The sequence below is a fragment of the Proteus sp. ZN5 genome (genome assembly GCF_011046025.1).
In the GTDB taxonomy this organism is placed as follows: domain Bacteria; phylum Pseudomonadota; class Gammaproteobacteria; order Enterobacterales; family Enterobacteriaceae; genus Proteus.
Genome location: NZ_CP047639.1, coordinates 3,767,853 through 3,790,827 on the forward strand (window position 1 = coordinate 3,767,853; position 22,975 = coordinate 3,790,827).

23 protein-coding genes and 1 tRNA gene are annotated in these 22,975 nt (G+C 37.9%); 4 read left to right on the forward strand and 20 right to left on the reverse strand.

Features of this window, described 5'->3' with window-relative positions; translation table 11 throughout:
* Positions 1 to 46 precede the first annotated feature (46 nt).
* Positions 47 to 1,534, forward strand: a complete 1,488-nt coding sequence (gene dtpB / locus GTK47_RS17415) for a dipeptide/tripeptide permease DtpB (protein ID WP_165125561.1) — start codon at positions 47 to 49, stop codon at positions 1,532 to 1,534.
* 251 nt (positions 1,535 to 1,785) lie between these two features.
* On the opposite strand, the gene fbaA is transcribed toward dtpB, so the two are convergent.
* The 14 genes from fbaA to dnaQ all read right to left on the reverse strand — a co-directional run bounded on the left by fbaA (position 1,786) and on the right by dnaQ (position 12,383).
* On the reverse strand, positions 1,786 to 2,865 hold the full coding sequence (gene fbaA / locus GTK47_RS17420; RefSeq protein WP_098940983.1) for a class II fructose-bisphosphate aldolase: 1,080 nt from the start codon (positions 2,863 to 2,865) through the stop codon (positions 1,786 to 1,788).
* A gap of 63 nt (positions 2,866 to 2,928) precedes the next feature.
* Positions 2,929 to 4,092 carry a phosphoglycerate kinase gene (pgk, locus tag GTK47_RS17425; protein WP_100159332.1) on the reverse strand — a complete coding sequence of 388 codons (1,164 nt, stop codon included), beginning with the start codon at positions 4,090 to 4,092 and terminating at the stop codon, positions 2,929 to 2,931.
* 87 nt (positions 4,093 to 4,179) lie between these two features.
* Positions 4,180 to 5,199: an erythrose-4-phosphate dehydrogenase gene (gene epd, locus GTK47_RS17430; protein WP_165125564.1), complete on the reverse strand. Its 1,020-nt coding sequence runs from the start codon at positions 5,197 to 5,199 to the stop codon at positions 4,180 to 4,182.
* 257 nt (positions 5,200 to 5,456) lie between these two features.
* The gene (gene tkt / locus GTK47_RS17435) at positions 5,457 to 7,451 is read right to left on the reverse strand and encodes a transketolase (RefSeq protein WP_165125567.1); all 1,995 of its coding nucleotides are present in this window, start codon (positions 7,449 to 7,451) and stop codon (positions 5,457 to 5,459) included.
* 558 nt (positions 7,452 to 8,009) lie between these two features.
* Positions 8,010 to 8,468, reverse strand: coding sequence for a hypothetical protein (locus GTK47_RS17440; protein WP_165125570.1), 459 nt, complete (start codon positions 8,466 to 8,468; stop codon positions 8,010 to 8,012).
* On the reverse strand, positions 8,455 to 8,868 hold the full coding sequence (locus GTK47_RS17445) for a hypothetical protein (RefSeq protein WP_241256043.1): 414 nt from the start codon (positions 8,866 to 8,868) through the stop codon (positions 8,455 to 8,457). Before GTK47_RS17445 ends, GTK47_RS17440 begins: the two co-directional genes overlap by 14 nt.
* Complete coding sequence (locus tag GTK47_RS17450) at positions 8,850 to 9,179, reverse strand: hypothetical protein (protein ID WP_109407884.1); 330 nt, start codon at positions 9,177 to 9,179, stop codon at positions 8,850 to 8,852. Before GTK47_RS17450 ends, GTK47_RS17445 begins: the two co-directional genes overlap by 19 nt.
* A 55-nt stretch (positions 9,180 to 9,234) precedes the next feature.
* Positions 9,235 to 9,585 carry a hypothetical protein gene (locus GTK47_RS17455; protein ID WP_165125576.1) on the reverse strand — a complete coding sequence of 117 codons (351 nt, stop codon included), beginning with the start codon at positions 9,583 to 9,585 and terminating at the stop codon, positions 9,235 to 9,237.
* 14 nt (positions 9,586 to 9,599) lie between these two features.
* Entirely contained in the window at positions 9,600 to 9,929 is a 330-nt protein-coding gene (locus GTK47_RS17460; RefSeq protein ID WP_165125579.1) for a hypothetical protein, read from the reverse strand.
* Positions 9,926 to 10,279, reverse strand: a complete 354-nt coding sequence (locus GTK47_RS17465) for a hypothetical protein (RefSeq protein WP_165125582.1) — start codon at positions 10,277 to 10,279, stop codon at positions 9,926 to 9,928. The genes GTK47_RS17460 and GTK47_RS17465 overlap by 4 nt, the downstream gene beginning before the upstream one ends.
* 1 nt (position 10,280) lies before the next feature.
* Positions 10,281 to 10,826, reverse strand: coding sequence for an SMI1/KNR4 family protein (locus GTK47_RS17470; protein WP_165125585.1), 546 nt, complete (start codon positions 10,824 to 10,826; stop codon positions 10,281 to 10,283).
* Between the two features lie 33 nt (positions 10,827 to 10,859).
* Positions 10,860 to 11,255, reverse strand: a complete 396-nt coding sequence (locus tag GTK47_RS17475) for an immunity 22 family protein (protein ID WP_165125588.1) — start codon at positions 11,253 to 11,255, stop codon at positions 10,860 to 10,862.
* A 175-nt stretch (positions 11,256 to 11,430) separates the two neighbouring features.
* Positions 11,431 to 11,507 (reverse strand) — tRNA-Asp (locus tag GTK47_RS17480).
* Positions 11,508 to 11,630: 123 nt separating this feature from the next.
* Positions 11,631 to 12,383 carry a DNA polymerase III subunit epsilon gene (gene dnaQ / locus GTK47_RS17485; protein WP_165125591.1) on the reverse strand — a complete coding sequence of 251 codons (753 nt, stop codon included), beginning with the start codon at positions 12,381 to 12,383 and terminating at the stop codon, positions 11,631 to 11,633.
* A gap of 65 nt (positions 12,384 to 12,448) precedes the next feature.
* Between dnaQ and rnhA the strand changes: the two genes are divergently transcribed.
* A complete protein-coding gene (gene rnhA / locus GTK47_RS17490) occupies positions 12,449 to 12,937 on the forward strand; it encodes a ribonuclease HI (RefSeq protein ID WP_165125594.1) in 489 nt (162 codons plus the stop codon).
* 4 nt (positions 12,938 to 12,941) lie between these two features.
* Here the strand turns inward: rnhA and GTK47_RS17495 are convergent, their stop codons facing one another.
* Positions 12,942 to 13,658, reverse strand: a complete 717-nt coding sequence (locus GTK47_RS17495; RefSeq protein ID WP_165125597.1) for a methyltransferase domain-containing protein — start codon at positions 13,656 to 13,658, stop codon at positions 12,942 to 12,944.
* A 38-nt stretch (positions 13,659 to 13,696) separates the two neighbouring features.
* Between GTK47_RS17495 and gloB the strand changes: the two genes are divergently transcribed.
* Together gloB and mltD are read left to right on the forward strand one after the other, a co-directional pair.
* Positions 13,697 to 14,452, forward strand: coding sequence for a hydroxyacylglutathione hydrolase (gene gloB / locus GTK47_RS17500; protein ID WP_165125600.1), 756 nt, complete (start codon positions 13,697 to 13,699; stop codon positions 14,450 to 14,452).
* A gap of 75 nt (positions 14,453 to 14,527) precedes the next feature.
* Complete coding sequence (mltD, locus tag GTK47_RS17505; protein WP_165125603.1) at positions 14,528 to 15,862, forward strand: murein transglycosylase D; 1,335 nt, start codon at positions 14,528 to 14,530, stop codon at positions 15,860 to 15,862.
* Between the two features lie 324 nt (positions 15,863 to 16,186).
* Here the strand turns inward: mltD and tnpA are convergent, their stop codons facing one another.
* From tnpA to mazG, 5 genes are all read right to left on the reverse strand, one after another.
* Positions 16,187 to 16,642: an IS200/IS605 family transposase gene (tnpA, locus tag GTK47_RS17510; RefSeq protein ID WP_165121832.1), complete on the reverse strand. Its 456-nt coding sequence runs from the start codon at positions 16,640 to 16,642 to the stop codon at positions 16,187 to 16,189.
* A 229-nt stretch (positions 16,643 to 16,871) separates the two neighbouring features.
* Positions 16,872 to 18,254, reverse strand: a complete 1,383-nt coding sequence (locus tag GTK47_RS17515; protein WP_109393326.1) for a DASS family sodium-coupled anion symporter — start codon at positions 18,252 to 18,254, stop codon at positions 16,872 to 16,874.
* Between the two features lie 321 nt (positions 18,255 to 18,575).
* Positions 18,576 to 19,877 carry a phosphopyruvate hydratase gene (gene eno, locus GTK47_RS17520; protein ID WP_072070732.1) on the reverse strand — a complete coding sequence of 434 codons (1,302 nt, stop codon included), beginning with the start codon at positions 19,875 to 19,877 and terminating at the stop codon, positions 18,576 to 18,578.
* 62 nt (positions 19,878 to 19,939) lie between these two features.
* Positions 19,940 to 21,577 carry a CTP synthase (glutamine hydrolyzing) gene (pyrG, locus tag GTK47_RS17525; RefSeq protein ID WP_165125606.1) on the reverse strand — a complete coding sequence of 546 codons (1,638 nt, stop codon included), beginning with the start codon at positions 21,575 to 21,577 and terminating at the stop codon, positions 19,940 to 19,942.
* Positions 21,578 to 22,088: 511 nt separating this feature from the next.
* A complete protein-coding gene (gene mazG, locus GTK47_RS17535) occupies positions 22,089 to 22,886 on the reverse strand; it encodes a nucleoside triphosphate pyrophosphohydrolase (protein ID WP_165125609.1) in 798 nt (265 codons plus the stop codon).
* Positions 22,887 to 22,975 lie beyond the last annotated feature (89 nt).

The following is a 22,975-nucleotide window of genomic DNA, read 5'->3' on the forward strand; positions in this document are numbered from 1 at the left end:
ATAACATCGTTGTTGAAAATAAATAATAATTAGGGGCATTACAGATATGGATAAACCCGCTCAAGTCGGTTTATTACAACAGCCTAAACCTTTCTTTATGATTTTCTTTGTAGAATTATGGGAACGTTTTGGTTACTACGGCGTACAAGGTATTCTTGCCGTTTATTTTGTTAGTAAACTCGGGTTCTCTCAAGAACAGGCTTTCATTACTTTTGGTGCATTCTCTGCACTGGTTTATGGGCTTATTTCTATTGGTGGTTATGTTGGTGACCACTTATTAGGAACAAAACGAACAATTGTTTTAGGTGCTATTGTCTTGGCTATCGGTTATTTCATGACTGGTATGTCAATTATGTATCCTAATTTAATTTTCTATGCATTAGGAACTATCGCTGTAGGTAATGGTTTATTTAAAGCCAACCCAGCAAGCTTATTAGCAAAATGCTATCCACCGAAAGATCCCCGTCTTGATGGTGCATTTACGCTATTTTATATGTCGATAAATGTTGGCTCATTAATTTCTTTATCTATTGCGCCAGTACTTGCCGATCATTATGGATATGCACTGACTTATAATATTTGTGGTATTGGCTTGATTATCGCCTTATTGGTTTATTTCTTCTGTCGTAAGATGGTTGCCAATATTGGTTCTGAACCAGACCATTTACCAATGAATTACAATAAACTGCTATTAGTCATTGCAGGATCTGTCGCAATGGTATTTGCTTGTGCATGGTTACTGCACAACGTAATGATTGCGAATATTGTTTTAGTCAGCTTGTCTATTATTGTTGTCTTCATTTATTTCCGTGAAGCATTTAAACAAAAAGACCGTGTTGCACGTAATAAAATGTATGTTGCTTTTGTCCTGATGTTAGAAGCCGTTATTTTCTACATCCTTTATGCGCAAATGCCAACCTCACTAAACTTCTTTGCTATTCATAACGTTCATCATAATTTATTAGGTTTTGAGATCCATCCTGTCAGCTTTCAAGCCTTAAACCCATTCTGGATTATTATTGCGAGCCCAATCTTAGCCATCGTATATAGTCGTTTAGGCGCGAAAGGTAAAGACTTCTCAATGCCAGCGAAGTTTACCGCAGGTATGCTTCTGTGCTCGTTAGGATTCCTTACAGCAGCAGCATCAGGTATGTGGTTTGCCGATGCTCAAGGCTTAACATCACCTTGGTTTATCGTTCTAGTTTACTTATTCCAGAGCTTAGGTGAACTGATGATCAGTGCGTTAGGTTTAGCAATGGTTGCAGCATTCGTACCGCAATACATGATGGGCTTTATTTTAGGTATGTGGTTCTTAACACAAGCCACTGCTTATCTGTTAGGCGGTTATGTAGCGACCTTCACCGCAGCACCAGAAGGTATTACTGATCCACTACAAACATTACCTATTTACACTGATGTATTTGGTAAAATTGGTATTGTGACCTTAATTGTAGGTATCGTTATGTGGGCAACCGTGCCTTTATTAAATCGCATGATGAAAGAAGAAAACAAAGACGCTAAAGTCACTGGCTGATCTTCCAAATAATATATTGCTCGATTTAAGCGTCTATTTATTATTAGGCGCTTTTTTATATCTGCTTTATCTCAACGTTAGATTTCATTTCGTATTGGCTAGATATTCCTAATAGAGACTAACCTACATCCCCCTCACACCCAACTTTAAGAATAAATATCATCATTACCAAACTCCCTAATCGCTTTTTATCAGGCATAAAAAAACCCGCTAAATAAGCGGGTTTAGTTTAATCATTAAGAATGACTCAATTACAGAACGTCAACTGAATTCAGTTCTTTAAATGCTTGTTCTAAACGAACAACCATTGATGCTTGTGCTTGACGTAACCAATTACGTGGATCGTAGTATTTCTTGTTAGGTTTATCAGCACCTTCTGGGTTACCTAATTGGCCTTGCAGATAGCCTTCGTTCTTTTTGTAGAACTGTAAGATACCATCCCAAGTTGCCCACTGAGTATCAGTATCGATATTCATTTTGATAACGCCATAGCCAACAGCTTCTTTGATTTCTTCTGCCGAAGAACCAGAACCGCCGTGGAAAACGAAATCTAAGCTATTGTGTGGCAGATTGAATTTTTCTGATACGTAGTCTTGTGAGTTACGTAGAATTTTTGGTGTTAATTGAACGTTACCTGGTTTATAAACACCGTGAACGTTACCGAAAGATGCCGCGATAGTGAAACGAGGGCTTACCGCGCTCAGTTTTTCGTATGCGTAAGCAACATCTTCTGGTTGAGTATAAAGCGCAGAGCTGTCCATACCTGTGTTATCAACACCGTCTTCTTCACCACCAGTACAGCCTAATTCGATTTCTAAAGTCATATCGATTTTAGCCATACGCGCTAAATATTTAGCACAGATTTCGATGTTTTCTTCTAATGACTCTTCAGATAAGTCAATCATATGAGAAGAGAACAGTGGTTTACCTGTTTTAGCGTAGTGTTTTTCACCCGCATCTAACAGACCATCAATCCATGGTAATAATTTTTTCGCACAGTGGTCAGTATGCAAAATAACAGGAACACCGTAGTATTCAGCCATTTGATGCACATGATGAGCACCAGAAATTGCGCCTAAAATAGCAGCTTGCTGCGGTACATCAGATTTAAGACCTTTACCTGCGATAAATGCAGCACCACCGTTAGAGAACTGTACAATAACAGGAGAACGAACTTTCGCAGCAGCTTCTAACACAGCATTGATTGAGTCAGTACCTACACAGTTAACCGCAGGCAGAGCAAATTTGTTTTCTTTTGCTACTGCAAATACTTTTTGTACATCATCACCAGTGATGACACCCGGTTTCACGAAATCAAAAACTTTAGACATGTAATAAGATCCTATATTTGGAACAGGTAGAAAAGAGCTTTCTACCTGTATGAGCTGACTTAATTACTGTTTAGCGCGTTCTTCTAACATTGCAACAGCAGGAAGTTTTTTGCCTTCAACGAATTCTAAGAAAGCACCACCACCGGTTGAAATGTAAGAGATTTTGTCTGCGATATCAAATAAATCAATAGCAGCCAGCGTATCACCACCACCCGCGATAGAGAATGCTTCACTATCTGCGATTGCATTAGCAATGATTTCTGTACCTTTGCGGAAGTTAGGGAATTCGAATACACCTACTGGACCATTCCACAGGATAGTTTTCGCATTTTTCAGGATTTCTGCTAAACGCTCAGCAGTTACATCACCGATATCCAGTACTTGTTCATCATCTTTGATGTCACTTGCTGATTTTAAAACAGCATCTGCAGTTTCAGAGAACTCAGTCGCAACGCGAACATCACTTGGTACTGGAATATCACATTTTTCCATCAGCTTTTTAGCATCATCAACAAGGTCTGCTTCATATAAAGAGCGACCTACTGGATGACCTTCTGCTGCGATAAAGGTATTTGCGATACCACCACCAACGATTAATTGGTCAGCAATTTTTGATAAAGAATCTAATACAGTCAGTTTAGTTGAAACTTTAGAACCACCAACAATCGCAACCATTGGGCGAGCTGGTTTATCTAATGCTTTACCTAATGCTTCAAGCTCTGCTGATAACAGTGGGCCCGCACAAGCAACTTGTGCAAATTTAGCAACGCCATGCGTTGACGCTTGAGCACGATGAGCAGTACCGAATGCATCCATTACGAATACATCACATAATGCAGCGTATTGTTTAGACAGAGTTTCGTCGTCTTTCTTTTCGCCTTTGTTAAAACGAACGTTTTCAAGAACAACTAATTCACCTGCATTGACTTCAACACCATTTAAATAGTCTTTAGCAAGACTAACTGGTGCAGTTAATTTGTCTTTCAGATAGTCAACAACTGGTTTTAAAGAGAACTCTTCGTTGTACTCACCTTCAGTAGGACGACCTAAGTGAGAAGTTACCATCACTTTAGCGCCTTGTTTTAACGCGGCTTCAATTGTTGGTAAAGAAGCACGGATACGCGCATCTGAAGTCACTTTACCATCTTTAACTGGAACGTTCAGGTCAGCACGGATAAGAACTCGTTTACCCGCTAGGTCTAAATCGGTCATCTTAATTACAGACATGATGAATCCTCTCATTGATTCTCTAAAATTTAGTAATCTTCTGTTCAGTGCGTCGTATTATTACGCGACACCGTCATTAAAACATGATTATTTAAAACCAGTTGCAGCCATTGCTAACGTTGTATCAAGCATTCTGTTAGCAAAGCCCCATTCATTATCACACCAGACTAAAGTCTTGAGCAGGTGTTGCCCACTGACTCTTGTTTGTGTGCCATCAACAATTGCACTATGAGGGTCGTGGTTAAAATCAGTTGAGACTAATGGCAATTCTGTGTAATCCACTATACCACGAAATGCGCCAGTTGCTGATTTTTGAATTAACCGATTGACATCTAACACATTTACAGCAGTTTTTACAGTGACACTTAAATCAATTGCCGTCACATTAATTGTAGGAACTCGTACAGAAATTGCCTCAAAATGATCCTTAAATTTAGGGAAAATTCGAGTAATTCCTGCTGCCAACTTCGTATCAACAGGAATGATAGATTGTCCTGCTGCACGGGTGCGGCGTAAATCCTTATGGTATGCATCAATCACGGGTTGATCGTTCATGGCTGCATGGATTGTTGTTACTGTTCCTGATTCTATATTAAACGCATCATCCATCATTTTAATAATGGGGATAATACAATTCGTTGTACAAGATGCGTTTGAAACAATTCGGTGCTCTTTTTTTAGTTCGTGTTGATTGACACCAAAAACGACTGTTGCATCTAAATCAGTTGTACCGGGATGAGAAAAAAGTACTTTTTTTGCGCCTTGTGCAATATGTGCTTCACCATCAGCACGGGAGCCATAAGCACCACTACAATCAAGTACAACATCGATACCAAGTTCACCCCAAGGTAAATCAGTAATATCGGCGTGATGAAATAGACGAATAGAATCATCACCCACTTGCAATAAATCATTATTAATTCGTACATCCCAAGCAAAACGTCCGTGACTAGAGTCATACTTGAGAAGATGCCCAATACCTTGCGCATCAGCCAATTCATTTATTGCAACAACCGTTATTTCAGCTCGTTTACCTGATTCATAAAGCGCCCTTAACACATTACGCCCTATACGACCAAAACCGTTAATAGCGACTCTGATTGTCATGTGACTCCCTTGATAACTTGTGATTTGCAACCGCTTAGAATAATAGAGCAAGATACTAATCAACAACGATAAATCAAGTAAATCTAGAAATTGTGCAGTCACCGACATTTTAGGATTAACTGAAACGGTTCAGCTTACTGATAATCAGATTACGAGAAATGAGAGAAGATCGCAATAGTAAACAAAGATGGAAGGATAAAAAAAGAGCACATCTGAGAAATTATTCCCAAAAATGTGCTCTTGTTAACATTTATTGATTATTTAAGTAAAGATTTTGCCTGTGTAACCACATTTTCAACAGTAAAACCAAACTCTTCAAATAGTTCGTTTGCCGGTGCAGATTCACCGAAGCTACGCATACCTACAATCGCACCATCTAAACCAACATACTTGAACCAGTAGTCAGCAATACCTGCTTCGATAGCAACACGAGCTTTTACTGAAGCTGGTAATACTGCTTCACGGTAATCTGCATCTTGTTTATCAAATGCATCTGTTGCTGGCATAGAAACAACACGTACTTTACGGCCTTCCGCTGTCAGTTGTTCATAAGCGCTAACCGCTAATTCAACTTCAGAGCCTGTTGCAATAAAGATTAATTCTGGAGTACCAGCGCAATCTTTCAGGATGTAACCACCCTTCTCGATGTTTGCCAGTTGCTCTGGAGTACGTGGTTGCTGTGCAAGATTTTGACGAGAGAAGATCAGAGCTGTTGGACCATCTTTACGATCAATTGCATATTTCCATGCAACAGCTGATTCAACTTGGTCACATGGACGCCATGTGCTCACGTTTGGAGTTACACGTAGGCTTGCCATTTGCTCAACAGGTTGGTGAGTTGGGCCATCTTCACCCAGACCGATAGAGTCATGAGTATAAACAAAGATACTGCGGATCTTCATCAGTGCAGCCATACGTACAGCATTACGTGCATATTCCATAAACATCAGGAAGGTAGCGCCGTAAGGAACAAAACCGCCATGTAATGCAATACCGTTCATGATTGCAGACATACCGAATTCACGTACACCGTAATGGATGTAGTTACCCGCTTTGTCTTCATTTAGCGCTTTAGAACCAGACCACATAGTCAAGTTACTTGGTGCTAAGTCCGCAGAACCACCCATGAATTCTGGTAATACTTTACCGAATGCTTCTAATGCATTTTGAGATGCTTTACGGCTTGCAATGCTTGAAGGATTTTGTTGCAGATTTTCAATAAATGCTTTGGAATCTTTTTCCCAGTTTGCTGGTAGTTCACCAGAAATACGACGTTTAAATTCAGCCGCTAATTCAGGGAACTGTGCTGCGTATGCAGCAAATTTAGCATCCCATGCAGCTTCTTTTGCTTTACCCGCTTCTTTTGCATCCCACTCTTTATAGATTTCTTGTGGAATTTCGAACGCGCCGTATTCCCAACCTAACGCTTTACGTGTTTCAGCGATTTCTGCATCACCTAATGGAGAGCCGTGGGAATCAGCAGTACCTGCTTTATGAGGAGAACCAAAACCGATAGTAGTTTTACAAATCAACAGTGAAGGTTTGTCTGTGATTTGTTTTGCTGCTTCAACGGCTGCTTTAATGCTTGCTGCATCGTGACCATCAATGCCACTAATTACATGCCAGCCATAAGCGTCGAAACGTTCTGCAGTGTTATCAGTAAACCAACCATGCACTTGACCATCAATAGAGATGCCATTGTCATCATAAAATGCAATCAGTTTACCTAACTGTAATGTTCCCGCTAAAGAACACACTTCATGAGAGATACCTTCCATCATACAACCATCACCCATAAAGGCGTAGGTGTAGTGATCAACGATGTCATGACCAGGACGGTTAAATTGAGCCGCTAATGTACGTTCTGCAATTGCAAAACCCACTGCGTTTGCAATACCTTGACCTAAAGGACCTGTTGTTGTTTCAACACCAGCGGTATAACCATATTCTGGGTGACCAGGTGTTTTAGAATGCAATTGACGGAAGTTTTTCAGATCATCTAAAGAAAGATCATAACCAGACAGGTGCAGTAAGCTGTAAATCAGCATTGAAGCATGACCATTAGATAAAACGAAACGGTCACGATCAGCCCAGTTAGGGTTAGTTGGGTTATGATTTAAAAAATCACGCCATAATACTTCTGCAATATCAGCCATACCCATAGGGGCGCCAGGGTGTCCTGATTTAGCTTTTTGCACAGCATCCATACTTAAAAAACGGATCGCATTAGCAAGGGTTTTACGAGTGGTCATTTTCTACTCCAAGTCGGATAAAAAGCATCTAGATAGCTGATTCTCTCAATGCGGGCAAAAAACCGCAATATAAAAAATCCACAAAGGTGGCTATCGTAATTAGCATAAAGCAATAATTCTTTGATTTGCACGGCATTTTTTACGATAAAAGCGGAAAATAACATTACACCACCGCATCGTTGCGCAACAAAAAGCAAAAAAGACAATGATTTGCGCAATTGAGAAGCGTGCTATTAAACCTTAGCTTGATATGACTAATCAAGATAAAATTTCATTGCTGAATTATCCATCAAATCAAACAAATACCGTATTTGTTTTAATTATAGCCTAATTACTGACTGAACTTGTTACAAGGACGTAGAATTATAAGAGCTTAAAAAAGATAAAAAGCAGATAATTCACTGATTCAGTAATAAAAATCTTATTTACATCATATATAACTAAAAGGGAAAATCAGCGTAACGTAAATGTTACTTTTTAATATTAATAAAAAAGGATAAAAACAAATTTAATTCTAGTTGCCACTCTAACTGAAAACTCTTTTTAAATAGCTAGCAGTTAAATCACCACTAATTTCTTTTTATAAAAACCTATCGGAAAATGACCTTGGTAGTAAATCTGAATGATCCTTTCCCAGTTGTCACCATAATTGAAGTATTTTTCAGTAAGATACTGCCTAAATGCGTAACATATCGCATTTCTTGCTGCAATTTTAAAGTTATGTGCATCGTATTGAAATTGACTATCTGGTACAGGAAACGCTTTTAGACTCTCTATCACAGCCTTACTGACGACTAATCGCATCTCAACCAAATCTTTGGGGTATTCTTGCTTTATATAGAAAGGGTCATCTTGCGTGGGAGAAGTTGGTAACCATTCGACATTTAAAGACGATTCAAAACAAGCCTGGATACTTTGAAAATAGATAATTTTATTATCATCAACGCTCACCTTCCCCATATTAGAAAAGAAAGGTGTAATGCTAATTTTTCGTTGGATTTCGTTAAAAAAGCTCATGGCTAATAGACTCAATTATTTCGACGTTAATTCTGTCTGATTTCAACATAACATACTGATTTACAATATGTGAATATTGATAAAATAGATCATCTTCAAAAACTAAATTAGTGACAATAAACTTATTATCAAGCAATTTACCATTTAATTGATAAGCAAAAGAATTTCCAATTTGAGTCAATGACATAACGTGATCATTTGATTGTTTAATCTCTATATCATCAAAAAACATTAATACTAGCTCGACTAAATAGACTTCCCCTATCACAAATACTTTGGGCTCATTAATAAAACAACAAATTTCATATTCACCAAAAGAGAGTGTAACCTCTTCTTCCACATAAGGATTGAGGGCAACAACTCTAGCAAAATATTTCATTCTTATTCTGGCCCATCCCATTTTAGTTGGTCTTTTAAATGCTCAGGTACAATCTCAAATAAGCGCTTAATATTTTTCTTATGCACATTATAATTATCACAAATTCTTTCACTAGCATTATCTAAGTAATACTTGGCCTGTACATTAAGAAAGTGGATATCGTTATTAGTCATCTCTTCCGTAGGTAAAGTACCAACAACATTATGTAGTAATTCAGCTTCAAAACCACAGGATTTGTTTTTTCCTTTACGGATAAAACTGTGTGTTTGAACATTTCGAATATGGGATAATGACCACCATAACATTTCAGAGTAAATTTCTATTTTTTTCATTTTAATGCGTAATATCCTTTATAGTAATTGGATCCTTGCCAGAATAAATTTTAATTTAACTATTATTATCTTCCACTAACGCTAAAAAATGATCTTGAAGATCGCCTTGAATTTCTTCGTTATCATAAATAAGCTGAAAATCTTCATCGATATGATTAACGAAATGAGTACCGTCTAGCATCCCGAATATTGTTGATGCTGTATCTGCCATCACGATTTTCATCATATCAATCACTGATTGCTTTTCTTTTTCTGATAAATTAACAAAAATCTTATTCACTTGAGAGAAAGCACCTTCATGATAACTTTCTGGATCTTGCCTATTTAATCTTTCACTGTACTGTTTTAGGTTATCTTCAAATAACTCTTTGTATATTTCATTAATAATAAGTGTATCTTTTTTCATTATTTTTCTTCGTATTAAAACCAACGCCCCATAGGTGAATTTTCTCTCAGGTTTTTATCAATCAATTCTGGCGTAATAATATTTTGTTCAATAACAGGAAGCATGATTTCATCTAAAATTTCGCAATCAATATGACAACCAGTGTTATGAAATATAAGATTTAGAGCCTCATCAATTAATGCATGTTCACTATGTTTTTTCATTTCAAGGATAAACTGAACAATGGCTTGTTTTATTTCTTTATTTTTACTGTATTCGGCTTGTTCAGTTTCAAATTCTTGATAATAAAAATGGTCGAGCGTTTTAGATAGCATACTTAAACGTAAATAAAATTCCGTGTTCATAAATTAATCCTAAATATCCCTAAGACTATGATTTGATACCGTGCTGGTTGCCTTTCACCAATAGCAAATAAACCAAGCAACTGTACCTTCTCTTTTTTTGATTTTTGGATATCATACATTATCGATAATCCATCATAGTTATAGTGCATTCCTAAATTTAAAGTCATTCCTTTAACCTTATTTATTACCTGCTGTTTTACATCTTTATCTAGGCTGTTTAAGTCTCTTAATTGCGTTACGCTAACTAACATATCTTCATCATAATAAGGGCATTGAATAAGATGATTTAACTGATAAAAATCATCTTCAAAACCATCATAAACTAGCTCTTTTTTCTTTATATTTTTCATCTTATTCAGGTTTTAATTGATGCCAAAATGAGGTTGTTTGAGATGATGTTAATTTAATAATTCTATCTGGCGAAATATTCGTTAAAAATAGTGTGGCAACTGCACTAAAAAAAGCAAAAAAATTCGCTGCAATATGTTCAAAACTATCCATAGATGACTCACTCGTCATTGCAAAAACATTCCCTGTTTGAGTATTTAATAAAATGGTATAAGGATCTGACAGTGCAATAACAATGACGTTTTCAGGTCGTTTATCACCAATCCACCACTGAGCAAACTCATTGGGGCTATTTAGCATGAAAAGTCTTTCAAGATAATCTTCACCACAGCCAAAACTGATATTAAATAGTGAGAAATTATCTAAATTATAGAGAGAGATAAAAGAGGTAAAATCATCAGGAAGGGAGAGTGTTAGAGTCTGTTCTAGAAAATTTAAATCAGTAAATGGTGTCGTTCTTTTTAAAAGCACTAAATCATTAAAATCTTCGCCTAAAGGAGAAAATTTATCTTCTAACGCTTTTGTAATTTCATCAAGAGTTAATAGCATGATCGGCCCAGCCTAAGGGTATTTTTAAACCAGTTAATCACCATTATATTCACCCACATAATGTAAATTATTATAGGTTTGATTATCGCTATTTTTGATAACAAGTTCAGGATCTTGATACCAAAATATAGCATTGGCACTTTTAATTCCTAGCTCTTCACATTTAGCTTTAATGAACGATATTTCACTTTCATCAACAGCAGCATCTACCAAAATTTCATCAAGCGTAACATTGTTATCAAAGCGAGGAATAACACCAATAAAATCTTCGTCATACCACACTATTCCCAGATCTTTGCAGAATCCACATACTCTATAATTAGGTGAATCAATCCCATCTTCCTCAGAGTAATCTAACTCAAAATAATACGTATACTCTTCTTCAGAAGAAAAATTACTGCCAATCCATAAATGTACTCTATTTTCCATATTGATTACCCTGCGAAATACCTTTACACATAGCATTAATATCATTAATAAATTCTAAGGTAGTAATATCAAATATTGAAAGCAAGAAATAGTGGCTTAGAGAAATAAGAGAAGATAAAATTTTTGAGGCTATAAAACGCAAAAACCCCAGCATAAATGCTGGGGTTTGGAATGTTGGCGGAACGGACGGGACTCGAACCCGCGACCCCCTGCGTGACAGGCAGGTATTCTAACCAACTGAACTACCGCTCCGCGTATCCTTTCGGACGAGGTGAATATTACGAATCTCTTGCCTTGTCGTCAACTGTTTTTCTAACAAAAAGATGCATTTGGATAGTTTTTAATCTCAACTAAACAATTATGCTTTTTTTATATTCAAACTTCCTCATCATTTGATGCAGGACGCCATAAACAATGTCCACCTTTCTTCTCAACTAAGTCTAATCGAGACTCATGCTCAGCAAGTTCTTCTGCAGTTGCTCTTATTACTCTTAATCCTAAAGCTGGGCGTTCGATACGCTGAATATCATTTTGCTCTTGTTCGTTACTTGATTCGCCATCCATTGAAAATGCTAGTGCTGTTTGTCCACCAGTCATCGCCAAGTAAACATCAGAAAGTATTTCCGCATCCAGTAACGCGCCGTGAAGAGTACGTTTAGAGTTATCTATTAAGTATCTATCACATAAGGCATCAAGGTTATTTCGCTTACCGGGGAATAATGCCCTCGCCATTGCAAGGCTATCAGTAATTTGGCAGAACGTTTCAGTAGGCGGAATATCGCGATTAAGCTTTCTAAACTCATAGTCCATAAAGCCGATATCAAACGATGCGTTATGAATGATCAGCTCTGCGCCACGAATATATTCTAAAAACTCGTCAGCAATATCAGCAAAAGAAGGACAATCCTCTAAAAACTCATCACTAATCCCGTGAACTTCAAATGCTTCAGGATCAACTAATCTTTCAGGCTTAATATACACATGGAAATTTCGCCCTGTTAATCGACGATTGATAACCTCTACAGCACCAATTTCAATGATATTATGACCTTCATAATGAACGCCCAGCTTATTCATACCGGTGGTTTCGGTATCAAGTACAATTTGTCGTGTGATTGGAGTGCTCATAATCCGTTTTTATGTCAGACTTAGGGTTAGTTTTTCGTATTAATCAAAAAGGATAAGTCGCCTTTATGCACAAGCAGGTAGAAATATTCACCGATGGTTCATGCTTAGGCAACCCAGGCCCCGGTGGTTATGGCGCTATTTTACGCTATCAACAACATGAAAAAACCCTAAGTGAAGGTTTTTTTATGACCACCAATAACCGAATGGAACTTCTTGCCGCTATCGTAGCATTAGAAACATTAAAATTCCCTTGTAAAATTACACTGACAACAGATAGCCAATATGTCAGACAGGGTATTACACAATGGATCCATAGCTGGAAAAAGCGTCAGTGGCGTAAAGCAGACAAAAGCCCTGTGCTTAATGTCGATTTATGGAAACGCTTAGATAGTGCTATTACTCGTCATGAAATTGAATGGCATTGGGTAAAAGGCCATGCAGGTCATGATGAAAATGAACGTTGTGATGAATTAGCAAAAACGGCGGCTCAATCACCGACACAAGAAGACACTGGCTATATTGAAAGTCAGAAAGATAAAACAACTAACGAGTAATGTTTTATGGCTCTGAGTGATTACGTGTAGCCCCTAAAACTCGACCTTTTACACTCATGCGAGGCAATGCAAATTTCAACGCGGTGGGTGTTAAAGGAAGCGTTCTTTTGCGAGCTATAATTAAATTTAAACAGCCTCCGGTGTGATAGCGGCTACCATCACGTTTTATTGGTCTTGAAAATGGCATAATCTGGAAGTTCTGTTGTGTCATCACTTCGTAATTTAGCACACTAAGCCAATCAATTTGTCGACGAAGTGAAAACATACGACTTGAATAAGGCTGTTTTTGTCGCAAAATAGGCGTGCATTTACCCAGTCCTAATAAACTAATAGGGTTGAAGCTCGTTAATACTATCCAGCCATCATCAATTAAAACACGATCAGCTTCTCTTAGTAGCCAATGGGGATCTGCACTATAATCAAGCACATGAGCCATAAGGCAAACATCAACCGATTTATTTTCAAAGGGTAGATAATCTAAAGACGCGATAACATCCGCATTTATTGCATTCGATGTCACATTAACTTGATGTGAAACGATACTTAATTTGGTATCCAGTTCGGCACTGAGTTGACCGAGTTTCAGCAAATGAAAGCCATACATTTTCGGCCACCAGTTTTGTAAACGCAATTCAATCGCCATGCGATAATATTCCCCCCAAGGAATATCACGCCAAGAATCTGGCATTGTAATTGGCTTTACTGAACGCGCTGCTTTCATCGTTTAACCCTTTATATTTTATAAGTAAGGTAACTTATATGGAGCTTATCAGAATTCCTGCTTTATCCGATAACTACATTTGGCTATTAAGTAATGAAAATAGTGAATGTGTGATTGTGGACCCGTCACAAGCCAAACCTGTTATTGAAATGCTCTCACAACGCTCACTAACTCCTATCGCGGTTTTATTAACCCATCATCATGATGATCATGTTGGTGGAGTTGCTGAATTGGTAAAAAAATATCCTAACATCGACGTTTTTGGCCCACAAGAAACACAAAGTAAAGGAGCTGAAAATATTATTCATAATCAAGAGCGCATCATTGTTAGCTCTTTTACTTTTAATGTAATTGGCACACCTGGCCATACATTGGGTCATGTTGCTTATTATTGTGAGCCTTATTTATTTTGTGGTGATACTCTTTTTTCTGGTGGTTGCGGTCGTTTATTCGAAGGTACTGCACAACAAATGTTCAGTTCATTACAAAGATTGAGCGCTTTACCAGATAACACATTAATTTGTTGTGCTCATGAATACACTCTATCAAATATGACCTTTGCACATCATATCATGCCAGAAAATGCACTTATTACCGATTATTTAGCCCAAGTTAGTGAAATGCGTAAAAATTTGCAACCTACTGTGCCAATAACACTGAAAAACGAAAAGAATATTAATCTTTTTTTGAAATCTGACGATATTGATTTGCAAAGGATTTTAGGTATAACCACTAATACTTATGCTCCAATTAAGACATTTACAAAATTAAGAGAGTTAAAAGACAACTTTTAATTCCTATTGGTTGTTTTATTTTGGCACACTAAGTATCATTTGGTTCAAAAAACACACAGGATGAATTTTTCTATTATGAAGACAAAAGCGATTTTGTTCTCCATATTGCTATTGGCGGGCTGCCAGCAATCTGAGAACATTAAACCTAATTTGTCTGCGATCACACCAACATCAACGAAAGGGACTTCAACTTCTCACCAACCTCAATATGATGTAAAAACCAATTTGTGGGGTTATGTGGTAAGTGAATTAAAAATGGACCTCCCTGAAAATGAAAGGATCTCGCAGCAAGAATTATATTTTTTAAATAATCCCAAACATATACAGAGCGTTGCTGCTCGTGCTGAGCCTTATATGTATTCGATTATTGATGAAATTGAAAAACGTGAATTACCGATGGAACTTGCACTTGTTCCTGTCGTTGAAAGTGCGTTTAATCCCCATGTTACCTCTTCTGCCAATGCAGCAGGTTTATGGCAATTTGTACCAATAACCGGCAATTACTATGGCTTAGCACAAAATCAATGGTATGACGGTCGTCGTGATGTCATGGCATCAACTAAAGCGGCTCTTGATTTACTTGAGCGCTTATATGTGATGTTTGATAGTGATTGGGCACTTGCCCTTGCTGCTTATAACGCTGGTGAAGGCCGTGTTATGCAAGCAATAAAGGCAAATGAGAATAAAAACTTACCAACAGACTATTGGTCACTTTCTTTACCTAAAGAAACGATGAATTACGTGCCGAAAATTCTCGCTTTAAGTAAGGTTATTCGTGAAAACGAACAAGATATTACTTTTCCAAAAAGCAACTATCGCGATAAAGCATTAGCCTCATTTGATGTCGGTGAGCAAATCACGTTAAATAAAGTCGCTGAATTAAGTCAGTTACCTATTAATACCGTGAAAGACTATAACCCCGGCTATAAACGTGGAATAACGGCACCTAATGGCCCTCATGTCATTATGTTACCTCGCAATAAGCTTGACCAATTCCGTAACGCTTTCGAAGATGAAGCTGTATTAGAAACTATTCGCTTGGCTGTCGCCAAAACGAATCAATCTATTAAGCAAGAAGGCGTTTATAAGGTTCGTTCAGGGGATTCGTTTTACGCTATTGCTCGTCGCTATAATATGAGTATAAAAGACTTACAGCGTATTAATGGGTTAAATGCAAAGAGCACATTGCTGGTTGGTCAGACATTAAAAATTCATAATGCAGGTAGTGTCAGTAGCACCACAGCAACGAAACCAACAAAACCTTCACCGAGCTACTATAAAGTACGCCAAGGTGATTCTTATTACAGTATTGCCCGTCGCCATGGCATTAACCTAAAACAGTTAATGAGCTGGAACTCTGACATTAAAATGTTAAAACCGGGTACTCAATTAACACTGTATATAAAATAGTTTTCTGCACTTTAGTTTCTTCAAAGCCATCAATATATTTAATACCTTAGAGGTGATAAATAGAGATGGCTTTTTTCTTTCTTCTCTATGAGTGATCCTTCTCAAGAAAATCGCATCTTTTCATTCTTTTCATTCATCCCTTTCTTCCATTGCTTCTATTTTATTTCGTGTAAATGCAGTTCCTTTTATCATTCCAAATAATAGACAATCATAACCACCCGTAAAACGGGTGGTTTGCTCTTGCCCTATAAGGGCTTGTTACCGACTGCGCCTAAATGACGCTGCTTTCTCTTCGTTCAAGCTAAGTGTCTTTGCTACTTTGGCTTACCCCTTGAAGGGGTTTTCATATTCTTTACTGCTCAATTTATCCGAGATTAAATCCGACTTTTCTTGCTCTCTGATATACTTTTGAATTGTGGCTTCATTGAGTCCAACTGTTGTGACATAGAACCCTTCCGCCCAAAACTTTCTGTTGCCAAATTTATATTTGAGATTGGCATGTCTATCAAAGATCATCAACGAACTTTTACCTTTCAAATATCCCATGAAACTTGATACGCATATCTTCGGTGGAATACTCACTAACATATGAACATGATCTGGCATAAGATGCCCTTCGATTATTTCCACACCTTTATATTTACAAAGGTCTCGAAGGATTTCACCTATACTTGAACGAATTTTATTAAAAATCACTTTCCGTCTATATTTCGGCGAAAAGACGATATGGTATTTACACAGCCACTTTGTATGTGCTGAGCTTTGTGCTTTAATGCCCATAAACACCTTTCCTTATTTAAGTTACGAATATTAGCTTGAACATCTATATCGTAACGGAAAGGTGTTTTTCTTGGTATAACCTTTAATACCCACCCGCATAGCGGGTGGTTTTATATTTAAGACGCTGACGCGACTTAAACTGGCTAAAGCCCATAATAAAAAAAGCGCCTGATATTTAACTATCAAGCGCTTCGTTTTTATCTCTATTTGGTTAATTTTGCATACTAACTTATAGCCAGAAGAACCAAGCAAACAGAGAGATAACTAAGATACACACTAAGTTCAGTACACCACCAACACGTACCATCTCTGTCTGTTTGATGTAACCAGAACCAAAGACAATCGCATTTGGTGGGGTTGCAACAGGTAGCATGAACGCACAAGATGCACCGATACCGATAATCATAGTTAACGCCATTACTGGCATACCTAATGCTTGTGCAACCGTTGCAAAGATTGGTACTAATAATGCCGCACTCGCTGTGTTACTGGTAAATTCAGTTAATACGATGATAAAGGTTGTTACTGCAAGGATAATCACGAACCAGTGGCTATTACCAAAGGTATCTTTCATAAAGTCAGCCATAACCAAACTTGCACCAGATGATTGTAAAATTGCGCTTAGTGTTAAACCACCACCAAACAGCATTAATACTCCCCACTCTGTGTTCTCTTGGATTTGGCTCCAACTGGCTACGCCTGTAACACCGATAACAATTGCAGCACTGACCGCAATAACGGTATCCAAATCTTTTACACCACCAAAAGCACTGCTGATAAAAGAGCTGAAGATCCAGCATACGACAGTAATTAAGAAGATGATCATGGTAATAACACGTTTGTTATTCCACTCTAATACTTCTAATTTCAGATCAAACTTATGTTTTAAGTTAGGACGTAGCATCAGATACATCACGATAAACATGATAGGTAATAATACCAGCATGATTGGGACACCGTACTTCATCCACGTAATGAAATCTAAGTTTAATTGAGCAGCAGCAATCGCATTTGGCGGACTACCGACTAACGTACCTAAACCACCGATACTTGCACTATAAGCAACACCTAATAATACGAATACAAAGGTATTACGTTCTGAACGAATATCTAAGTTAGATAAAATACCTAACACTAAAGGTAACATCATCGCCGCTGTTGCTGTGTTACTGATCCACATTGAGAGTAATGCAGTAACACCAAATAACAACAATACAGCAATTGAAAGTTTACCTTTTGCAATCATCAGCAAGCGGTTAGCAATTAAGCGATCTAGCCCTTGAATATGAAGCGCTGTCGCTAATGCAAAGCCACCGAAGAATAAGAAAATGATGGGATTCGCAAATGATTTTAATGACTCATTGGTATTCATTAGCCCAAGAACAACGGCTAAGATAGGAATAAATAATGCAGTGATCGTAACGTGAATAGCTTCGGTCAGCCATAATACCCCCACAAACACCATTAATGCTAAACCGGCATTGGCCTTTGGATCATAAGGTAAAAATTCTAGCAGAAGTAGTAATAACACTACATCAATAGCCAGAATGATTAACCCTCGTTTGTTTATCGGGCTTGACTTCGCCGATGGGGCTAAATTGGACGCGTCCATGATAATACTCCACATTAGCTGATATGAACATTAGGTTCACTAAGCCATAATTGTTAACGAAATAGGTTATATGTGAAATATAAAAACATTTTTCGTCATTGAAAATGCGCAAAAGCCATATTTGGGATCTCATCCACGAGAATTAACCAATTTATTAATAAAAGAGTAATAATTGAACACTATTTCCTCTTACACATCACACTTTTTCAAAGATGTTAAGAATAAATATTCTGTTTTTTCTAAAAAAAAATTAAAAAAAAGAGGAGAACTTAAGGTTCTCCCCTTTCAGATTAATAAGATTTTTTAATCAAAGGTGCAAGATTATGCTTGGCCTTTAACTTCTTTCAGACCGTTGAAAGGCGCTTTATTACCTAATGCTTCTTCGATACGGATCAGTTGGTTATATTTAGCAACACGGTCAGAACGGCTCATAGAACCTGTTTTGATTTGGCCTGCTGCTGTACCAACTGCTAAGTCAGCGATAGTTGCATCTTCAGTTTCACCAGAACGGTGAGAGATAACAGCTGTGTAGCCTGCATCTTTCGCCATTTTGATTGCTGCTAAAGTTTCTGTCAGTGAACCGATTTGGTTGAATTTGATCAGAATTGAGTTAGCGATACCTTTGTCGATACCTTCTTTCAGGATCTTGGTGTTAGTTACAAACAGGTCGTCACCAACCAGTTGGATTTTGTCACCAAGAACTTTAGTTTGGTATGCGAAACCATCCCAGTCAGATTCGTTTAAACCATCTTCGATAGAAACGATTGGGTATTGTTTAGTCAGTTCTTCTAAGTAATGAGTGAACTCTTGTGAAGTGAAGGTTTTGCCTTCGCCTTTCAGTTCGTAGTTACCCGTTTCATTGTTGTAGAACTCAGATGCTGCACAGTCCATAGCCAGAGTAACGTCTTTACCTAAAACGTAACCTGCTTTCTCAACAGCTTCTTTGATAGCAGCTAATGCAGCAGCGTTAGATTCTAAGTTTGGTGCATAACCACCTTCGTCACCAACTGCAGTGTTCATACCTTTTGCTTTCAGCACTTTTGCTAAGTGATGGAAGATTTCTGAACCCATACGCACTGCTTCTTTCAGAGAAGGTGCACCAACTGGTTGGATCATGAATTCTTGGATATCAACGTTGTTATCTGCGTGCTCACCACCATTGATGATGTTCATCATTGGCAGAGGCATAGAATATTGACCGTGAGTACCGTTCAGATCAGAAATGTGCTCATACAAAGGCATACCTTTCGCAGCAGCAGCAGCTTTTGCGTTTGCTAAAGAAACCGCTAGGATTGCGTTTGCACCAAAGTTTGATTTGTTTTCAGTACCGTCTAAATCGATCATGATTTTATCGATGTTAGCTTGGTCTTTTGCATCCTGGCCAAGGATCGCTTTAGCGATTGGACCATTAACAGCTGAAACAGCTTTCAGAACACCTTTACCTAAGAAACGTGATTTATCACCATCACGTAATTCTAAAGCTTCGCGAGAACCTGTTGATGCACCTGATGGAGCAGCCGCCATACCAACAAAACCACCTTCTAAGTGAACTTCTGCTTCAACTGTTGGGTTGCCACGAGAATCAATAATTTCACGACCAAGTACTTTAACGATTTTGGACATTCGGTTTTCCTCTGTACAAGTTAAATTTCCGAGAAGAGATACCCTATCCCTTCTCATATATCCTATTTCAGCAGGCCTTTTTGGTTATCAAAGGCTGCTTTCACAAAGCCTGCAAATAACGGATGGCCGTCACGCGGCGTTGAGGTAAACTCTGGGTGGAACTGACAAGCAACAAACCAAGGATGGTTTGGATTTTCAATAATTTCCACCAGTTTATTATCTACTGAACGACCAGCAATACGTAAACCCGCATCTTCGATACGTTTTAATAGTAGATTATTTACTTCATAACGGTGACGATGGCGCTCTGTAATGGTATTTTTGCCATACAGTGAACGAACTAAGCTATCACCACTTAAATGGCAAGGCTGAGCACCAAGGCGCATCGTGCCACCTAAATCACTTTCATCTGAACGCACTTCAATGTTGCCATTTTCATCGCGCCATTCAGTAATTAATGCGATAACTGGATATTTGCAATCTGGAGCAAATTCAGTGGAGTTTGCACCTTCCATGCCAACGACATTACGCGCAAACTCAATCATAGCAACCTGCATACCTAAGCAAATGCCTAAGTAAGGGATTTTATTTTCACGCGCATATTGAGCAGCCATAATCTTGCCCTCAACACCACGTTCACCAAAACCACCTGGTACTAAGATTGCATCTAACCCTTTAAGCATTTCTACGCCACGGGTTTCAACATCTTGTGAATCAATTAATTTGATATTTACAGTAACACGGCTTTTGAAACCACCATGTTTTAATGCTTCAATCACTGATTTATAGGCATCTGGTAATTCAACATATTTACCAACCATACCAATGGTGACTTCGCCTTCAGGATTAGCTTCTTCGTAAATAACTTGTTCCCACTCTGCAAGATTTGCAACAGGGCAATCTAAGCTGAATCGTTTACAGATATAATCATCTAATCCCTGTGATTTCAATAGTGCAGGGATTTTATAAATGGAATCGACGTCTTTTAATGAAATAACCGCTTTCTCTGGCACATTACAGAACAGTGCAATTTTGGCACGTTCGTTTGCAGGAATAACGCGGTCTGAACGGCAAATCAATGCATCAGGCTGGATACCGATTGACAGCAATTCTTTCACAGAATGCTGAGTTGGTTTGGTTTTTACTTCACCAGAAGCAGCTAAATAAGGCACCAATGTTAAATGCAGGTAGAATGTGTGCTCACGGCCCACTTCTGCTGCCATTTGGCGAATTGCTTCTAAAAATGGTAAAGATTCGATATCACCAACCGTCCCGCCGACTTCAACTAAAACGACATCATGGCCTTCACCGCCACGAATGATGCGTTCTTTGATTTCATTAGTGATATGAGGAATAACTTGAATTGTAGCCCCAAGATAGTCACCACGGCGCTCTTTGCGTAATACTTCAGAGTATACGCGACCTGTCGTGAAGTTATTACGACGAGTCATTTTCGTGCGAATAAAGCGCTCATAGTGTCCTAAGTCGAGATCAGTTTCAGCACCATCGTCAGTGACGAAGACTTCCCCGTGCTGAATTGGGCTCATAGTACCTGGATCGACGTTGATATACGGATCCAACTTCATCATGGTGACATTGAGTCCACGGGCTTCGAGTATAGCCGCCAGAGAGGCTGCGGCAATGCCTTTACCCAGAGAGGATACGACCCCGCCGGTCACAAAAATATAATTCGTTTTCATGCTGAACCTGAAAGTTTAGGTGTATTAGGATGATGGATATAACTGGACGGGAACACAGTATACCCGAACCTTATTTTCGCTACAAACATTCTTAGTAGTATAAAGTTCTTTTTCATCACGCCACTTATCCGTTTAAACACGAAAAAACAGTAAAAATTCAATAAACTAAACCCGTGAAAATATTTCTCAAGCATTTTAGCTTAATCCTTTCAGCTAAGATACCACTTTTAGAAAAGAGATGCTTTATTTTTTTCACGATATTAAGTGTAGCAGGTTTATAGCGAGATCTTTTGCTTATGATCATGCTTTTAATTTTTTTGAGGTTAATCACGTTTTCAATGCAATGAAATGTAACGGCAATATTTAAAATTACCCAAAAACAAAAAAACGAAATTACCTTTTATAATTTCGCTTTTTAAATTTTTTTATAAAAATGGCTGAAAAAGCGAGATGTTATAGACTATTTTTATCGCATTTTATGTCACGCTGGCGTTAATTTGCGTGTCACAATTCACTCAATCTGTTGTTTCTTTGCTTTCTGCCAACAGATCTCCATCTCTTCCAATGAAGCATTTTCTATGCCTATGCCATCTTCCGAGAGCGTTTTTTCAACAAAGCGAAAGCGTTGTTCAAATTTACGGCATGCTCGATTTAATGCTTGTTCTGGTTTTTGTTTTAAATGCCGAGATAAATTTACAACTGAAAATAATAAATCACCCAATTCATCTTCAATTTTAGACGCATCTTGAGGTGTTTTTTTCACTTCAGCCATCACTTCATCAATTTCCTCAAACACTTTACCTAAAACAGGTTCAAGTTCATTCCAATCAAATCCGACAGAAGCACATCGTTTCTGAATTTTTTCTGCTTTCATCAAAGCGGGTAATGTGGCGGGAATATCATCTAATAATGAAAATTGTGCTTTAGCCTCACGCTCTTGCGCTTTAAGTTTTTCCCAGCGGTGTTTTTCTGATGATAAATTGTTTTCGCTTTCGGAGGCAAAAATATGAGGATGACGACGTTCTAGCTTATTACTAATGGCTTCACAAACATCATTAAAATCAAATAACTTTTGCTCTTGCGCCATTCTTGAATAAAAAACAACTTGATAAAGCAAATCGCCTAACTCTTCTTTTAAATCAGCAAAATCTTTACGAGTAATAGCATCTAACACCTCATACGTTTCTTCTAAGGTATAAGGTGCGATAGTGTCAAAAGTCTGCACTTTATCCCATTCACATCCAGTATTAGGATCACGTAGCTGCGCCATAATTTCTAATAAACGAAAGATTTCACGATTTTCTGACATCACATAGCCTTTTAAATAAGAGTTAGCTTTATCCTGTTTAACACATTTTTAGATAAAAAAATGCCGAGAACAGTTGTCTCGGCATCTTA

Bases quoted from the DNA above. Each gene is read 5' to 3' on its own strand.
- mltD (WP_165125603.1), top strand. From the start codon at position 14,528: ATGAAGACAAAAGCGATTTTGTTCTCCATATTGCTATTGGCGGGCTGC.
- pyrG (WP_165125606.1), bottom strand. From the start codon at position 21,577: ATGAAAACGAATTATATTTTTGTGACCGGCGGGGTCGTATCCTCTCTG.
- GTK47_RS17465 (WP_165125582.1), bottom strand. From the start codon at position 10,279: ATGAAAAATATAAAGAAAAAAGAGCTAGTTTATGATGGTTTTGAAGAT.
- dnaQ (WP_165125591.1), bottom strand. From the start codon at position 12,383: ATGAGCACTCCAATCACACGACAAATTGTACTTGATACCGAAACCACC.
- GTK47_RS17440 (WP_165125570.1), bottom strand. From the start codon at position 8,468: ATGAGCTTTTTTAACGAAATCCAACGAAAAATTAGCATTACACCTTTC.
- GTK47_RS17445 (WP_241256043.1), bottom strand. From the start codon at position 8,868: ATGGGATGGGCCAGAATAAGAATGAAATATTTTGCTAGAGTTGTTGCC.
- tkt (WP_165125567.1), bottom strand. From the start codon at position 7,451: ATGACCACTCGTAAAACCCTTGCTAATGCGATCCGTTTTTTAAGTATG.
- GTK47_RS17475 (WP_165125588.1), bottom strand. From the start codon at position 11,255: ATGGAAAATAGAGTACATTTATGGATTGGCAGTAATTTTTCTTCTGAA.
- GTK47_RS17460 (WP_165125579.1), bottom strand. From the start codon at position 9,929: ATGAACACGGAATTTTATTTACGTTTAAGTATGCTATCTAAAACGCTC.
- GTK47_RS17455 (WP_165125576.1), bottom strand. From the start codon at position 9,585: ATGAAAAAAGATACACTTATTATTAATGAAATATACAAAGAGTTATTT.
- mazG (WP_165125609.1), bottom strand. From the start codon at position 22,886: ATGTCAGAAAATCGTGAAATCTTTCGTTTATTAGAAATTATGGCGCAG.
- fbaA (WP_098940983.1), bottom strand. From the start codon at position 2,865: ATGTCTAAAGTTTTTGATTTCGTGAAACCGGGTGTCATCACTGGTGAT.
- GTK47_RS17450 (WP_109407884.1), bottom strand. From the start codon at position 9,179: ATGAAAAAAATAGAAATTTACTCTGAAATGTTATGGTGGTCATTATCC.
- eno (WP_072070732.1), bottom strand. From the start codon at position 19,877: ATGTCCAAAATCGTTAAAGTACTTGGTCGTGAAATTATTGATTCTCGT.
- pgk (WP_100159332.1), bottom strand. From the start codon at position 4,092: ATGTCTGTAATTAAGATGACCGATTTAGACCTAGCGGGTAAACGAGTT.
- tnpA (WP_165121832.1), bottom strand. From the start codon at position 16,642: ATGGGCATTAAAGCACAAAGCTCAGCACATACAAAGTGGCTGTGTAAA.
- gloB (WP_165125600.1), top strand. From the start codon at position 13,697: ATGGAGCTTATCAGAATTCCTGCTTTATCCGATAACTACATTTGGCTA.
- GTK47_RS17515 (WP_109393326.1), bottom strand. From the start codon at position 18,254: ATGGACGCGTCCAATTTAGCCCCATCGGCGAAGTCAAGCCCGATAAAC.
- dtpB (WP_165125561.1), top strand. From the start codon at position 47: ATGGATAAACCCGCTCAAGTCGGTTTATTACAACAGCCTAAACCTTTC.
- GTK47_RS17470 (WP_165125585.1), bottom strand. From the start codon at position 10,826: ATGCTATTAACTCTTGATGAAATTACAAAAGCGTTAGAAGATAAATTT.
- GTK47_RS17495 (WP_165125597.1), bottom strand. From the start codon at position 13,658: ATGAAAGCAGCGCGTTCAGTAAAGCCAATTACAATGCCAGATTCTTGG.
- rnhA (WP_165125594.1), top strand. From the start codon at position 12,449: ATGCACAAGCAGGTAGAAATATTCACCGATGGTTCATGCTTAGGCAAC.
- epd (WP_165125564.1), bottom strand. From the start codon at position 5,199: ATGACAATCAGAGTCGCTATTAACGGTTTTGGTCGTATAGGGCGTAAT.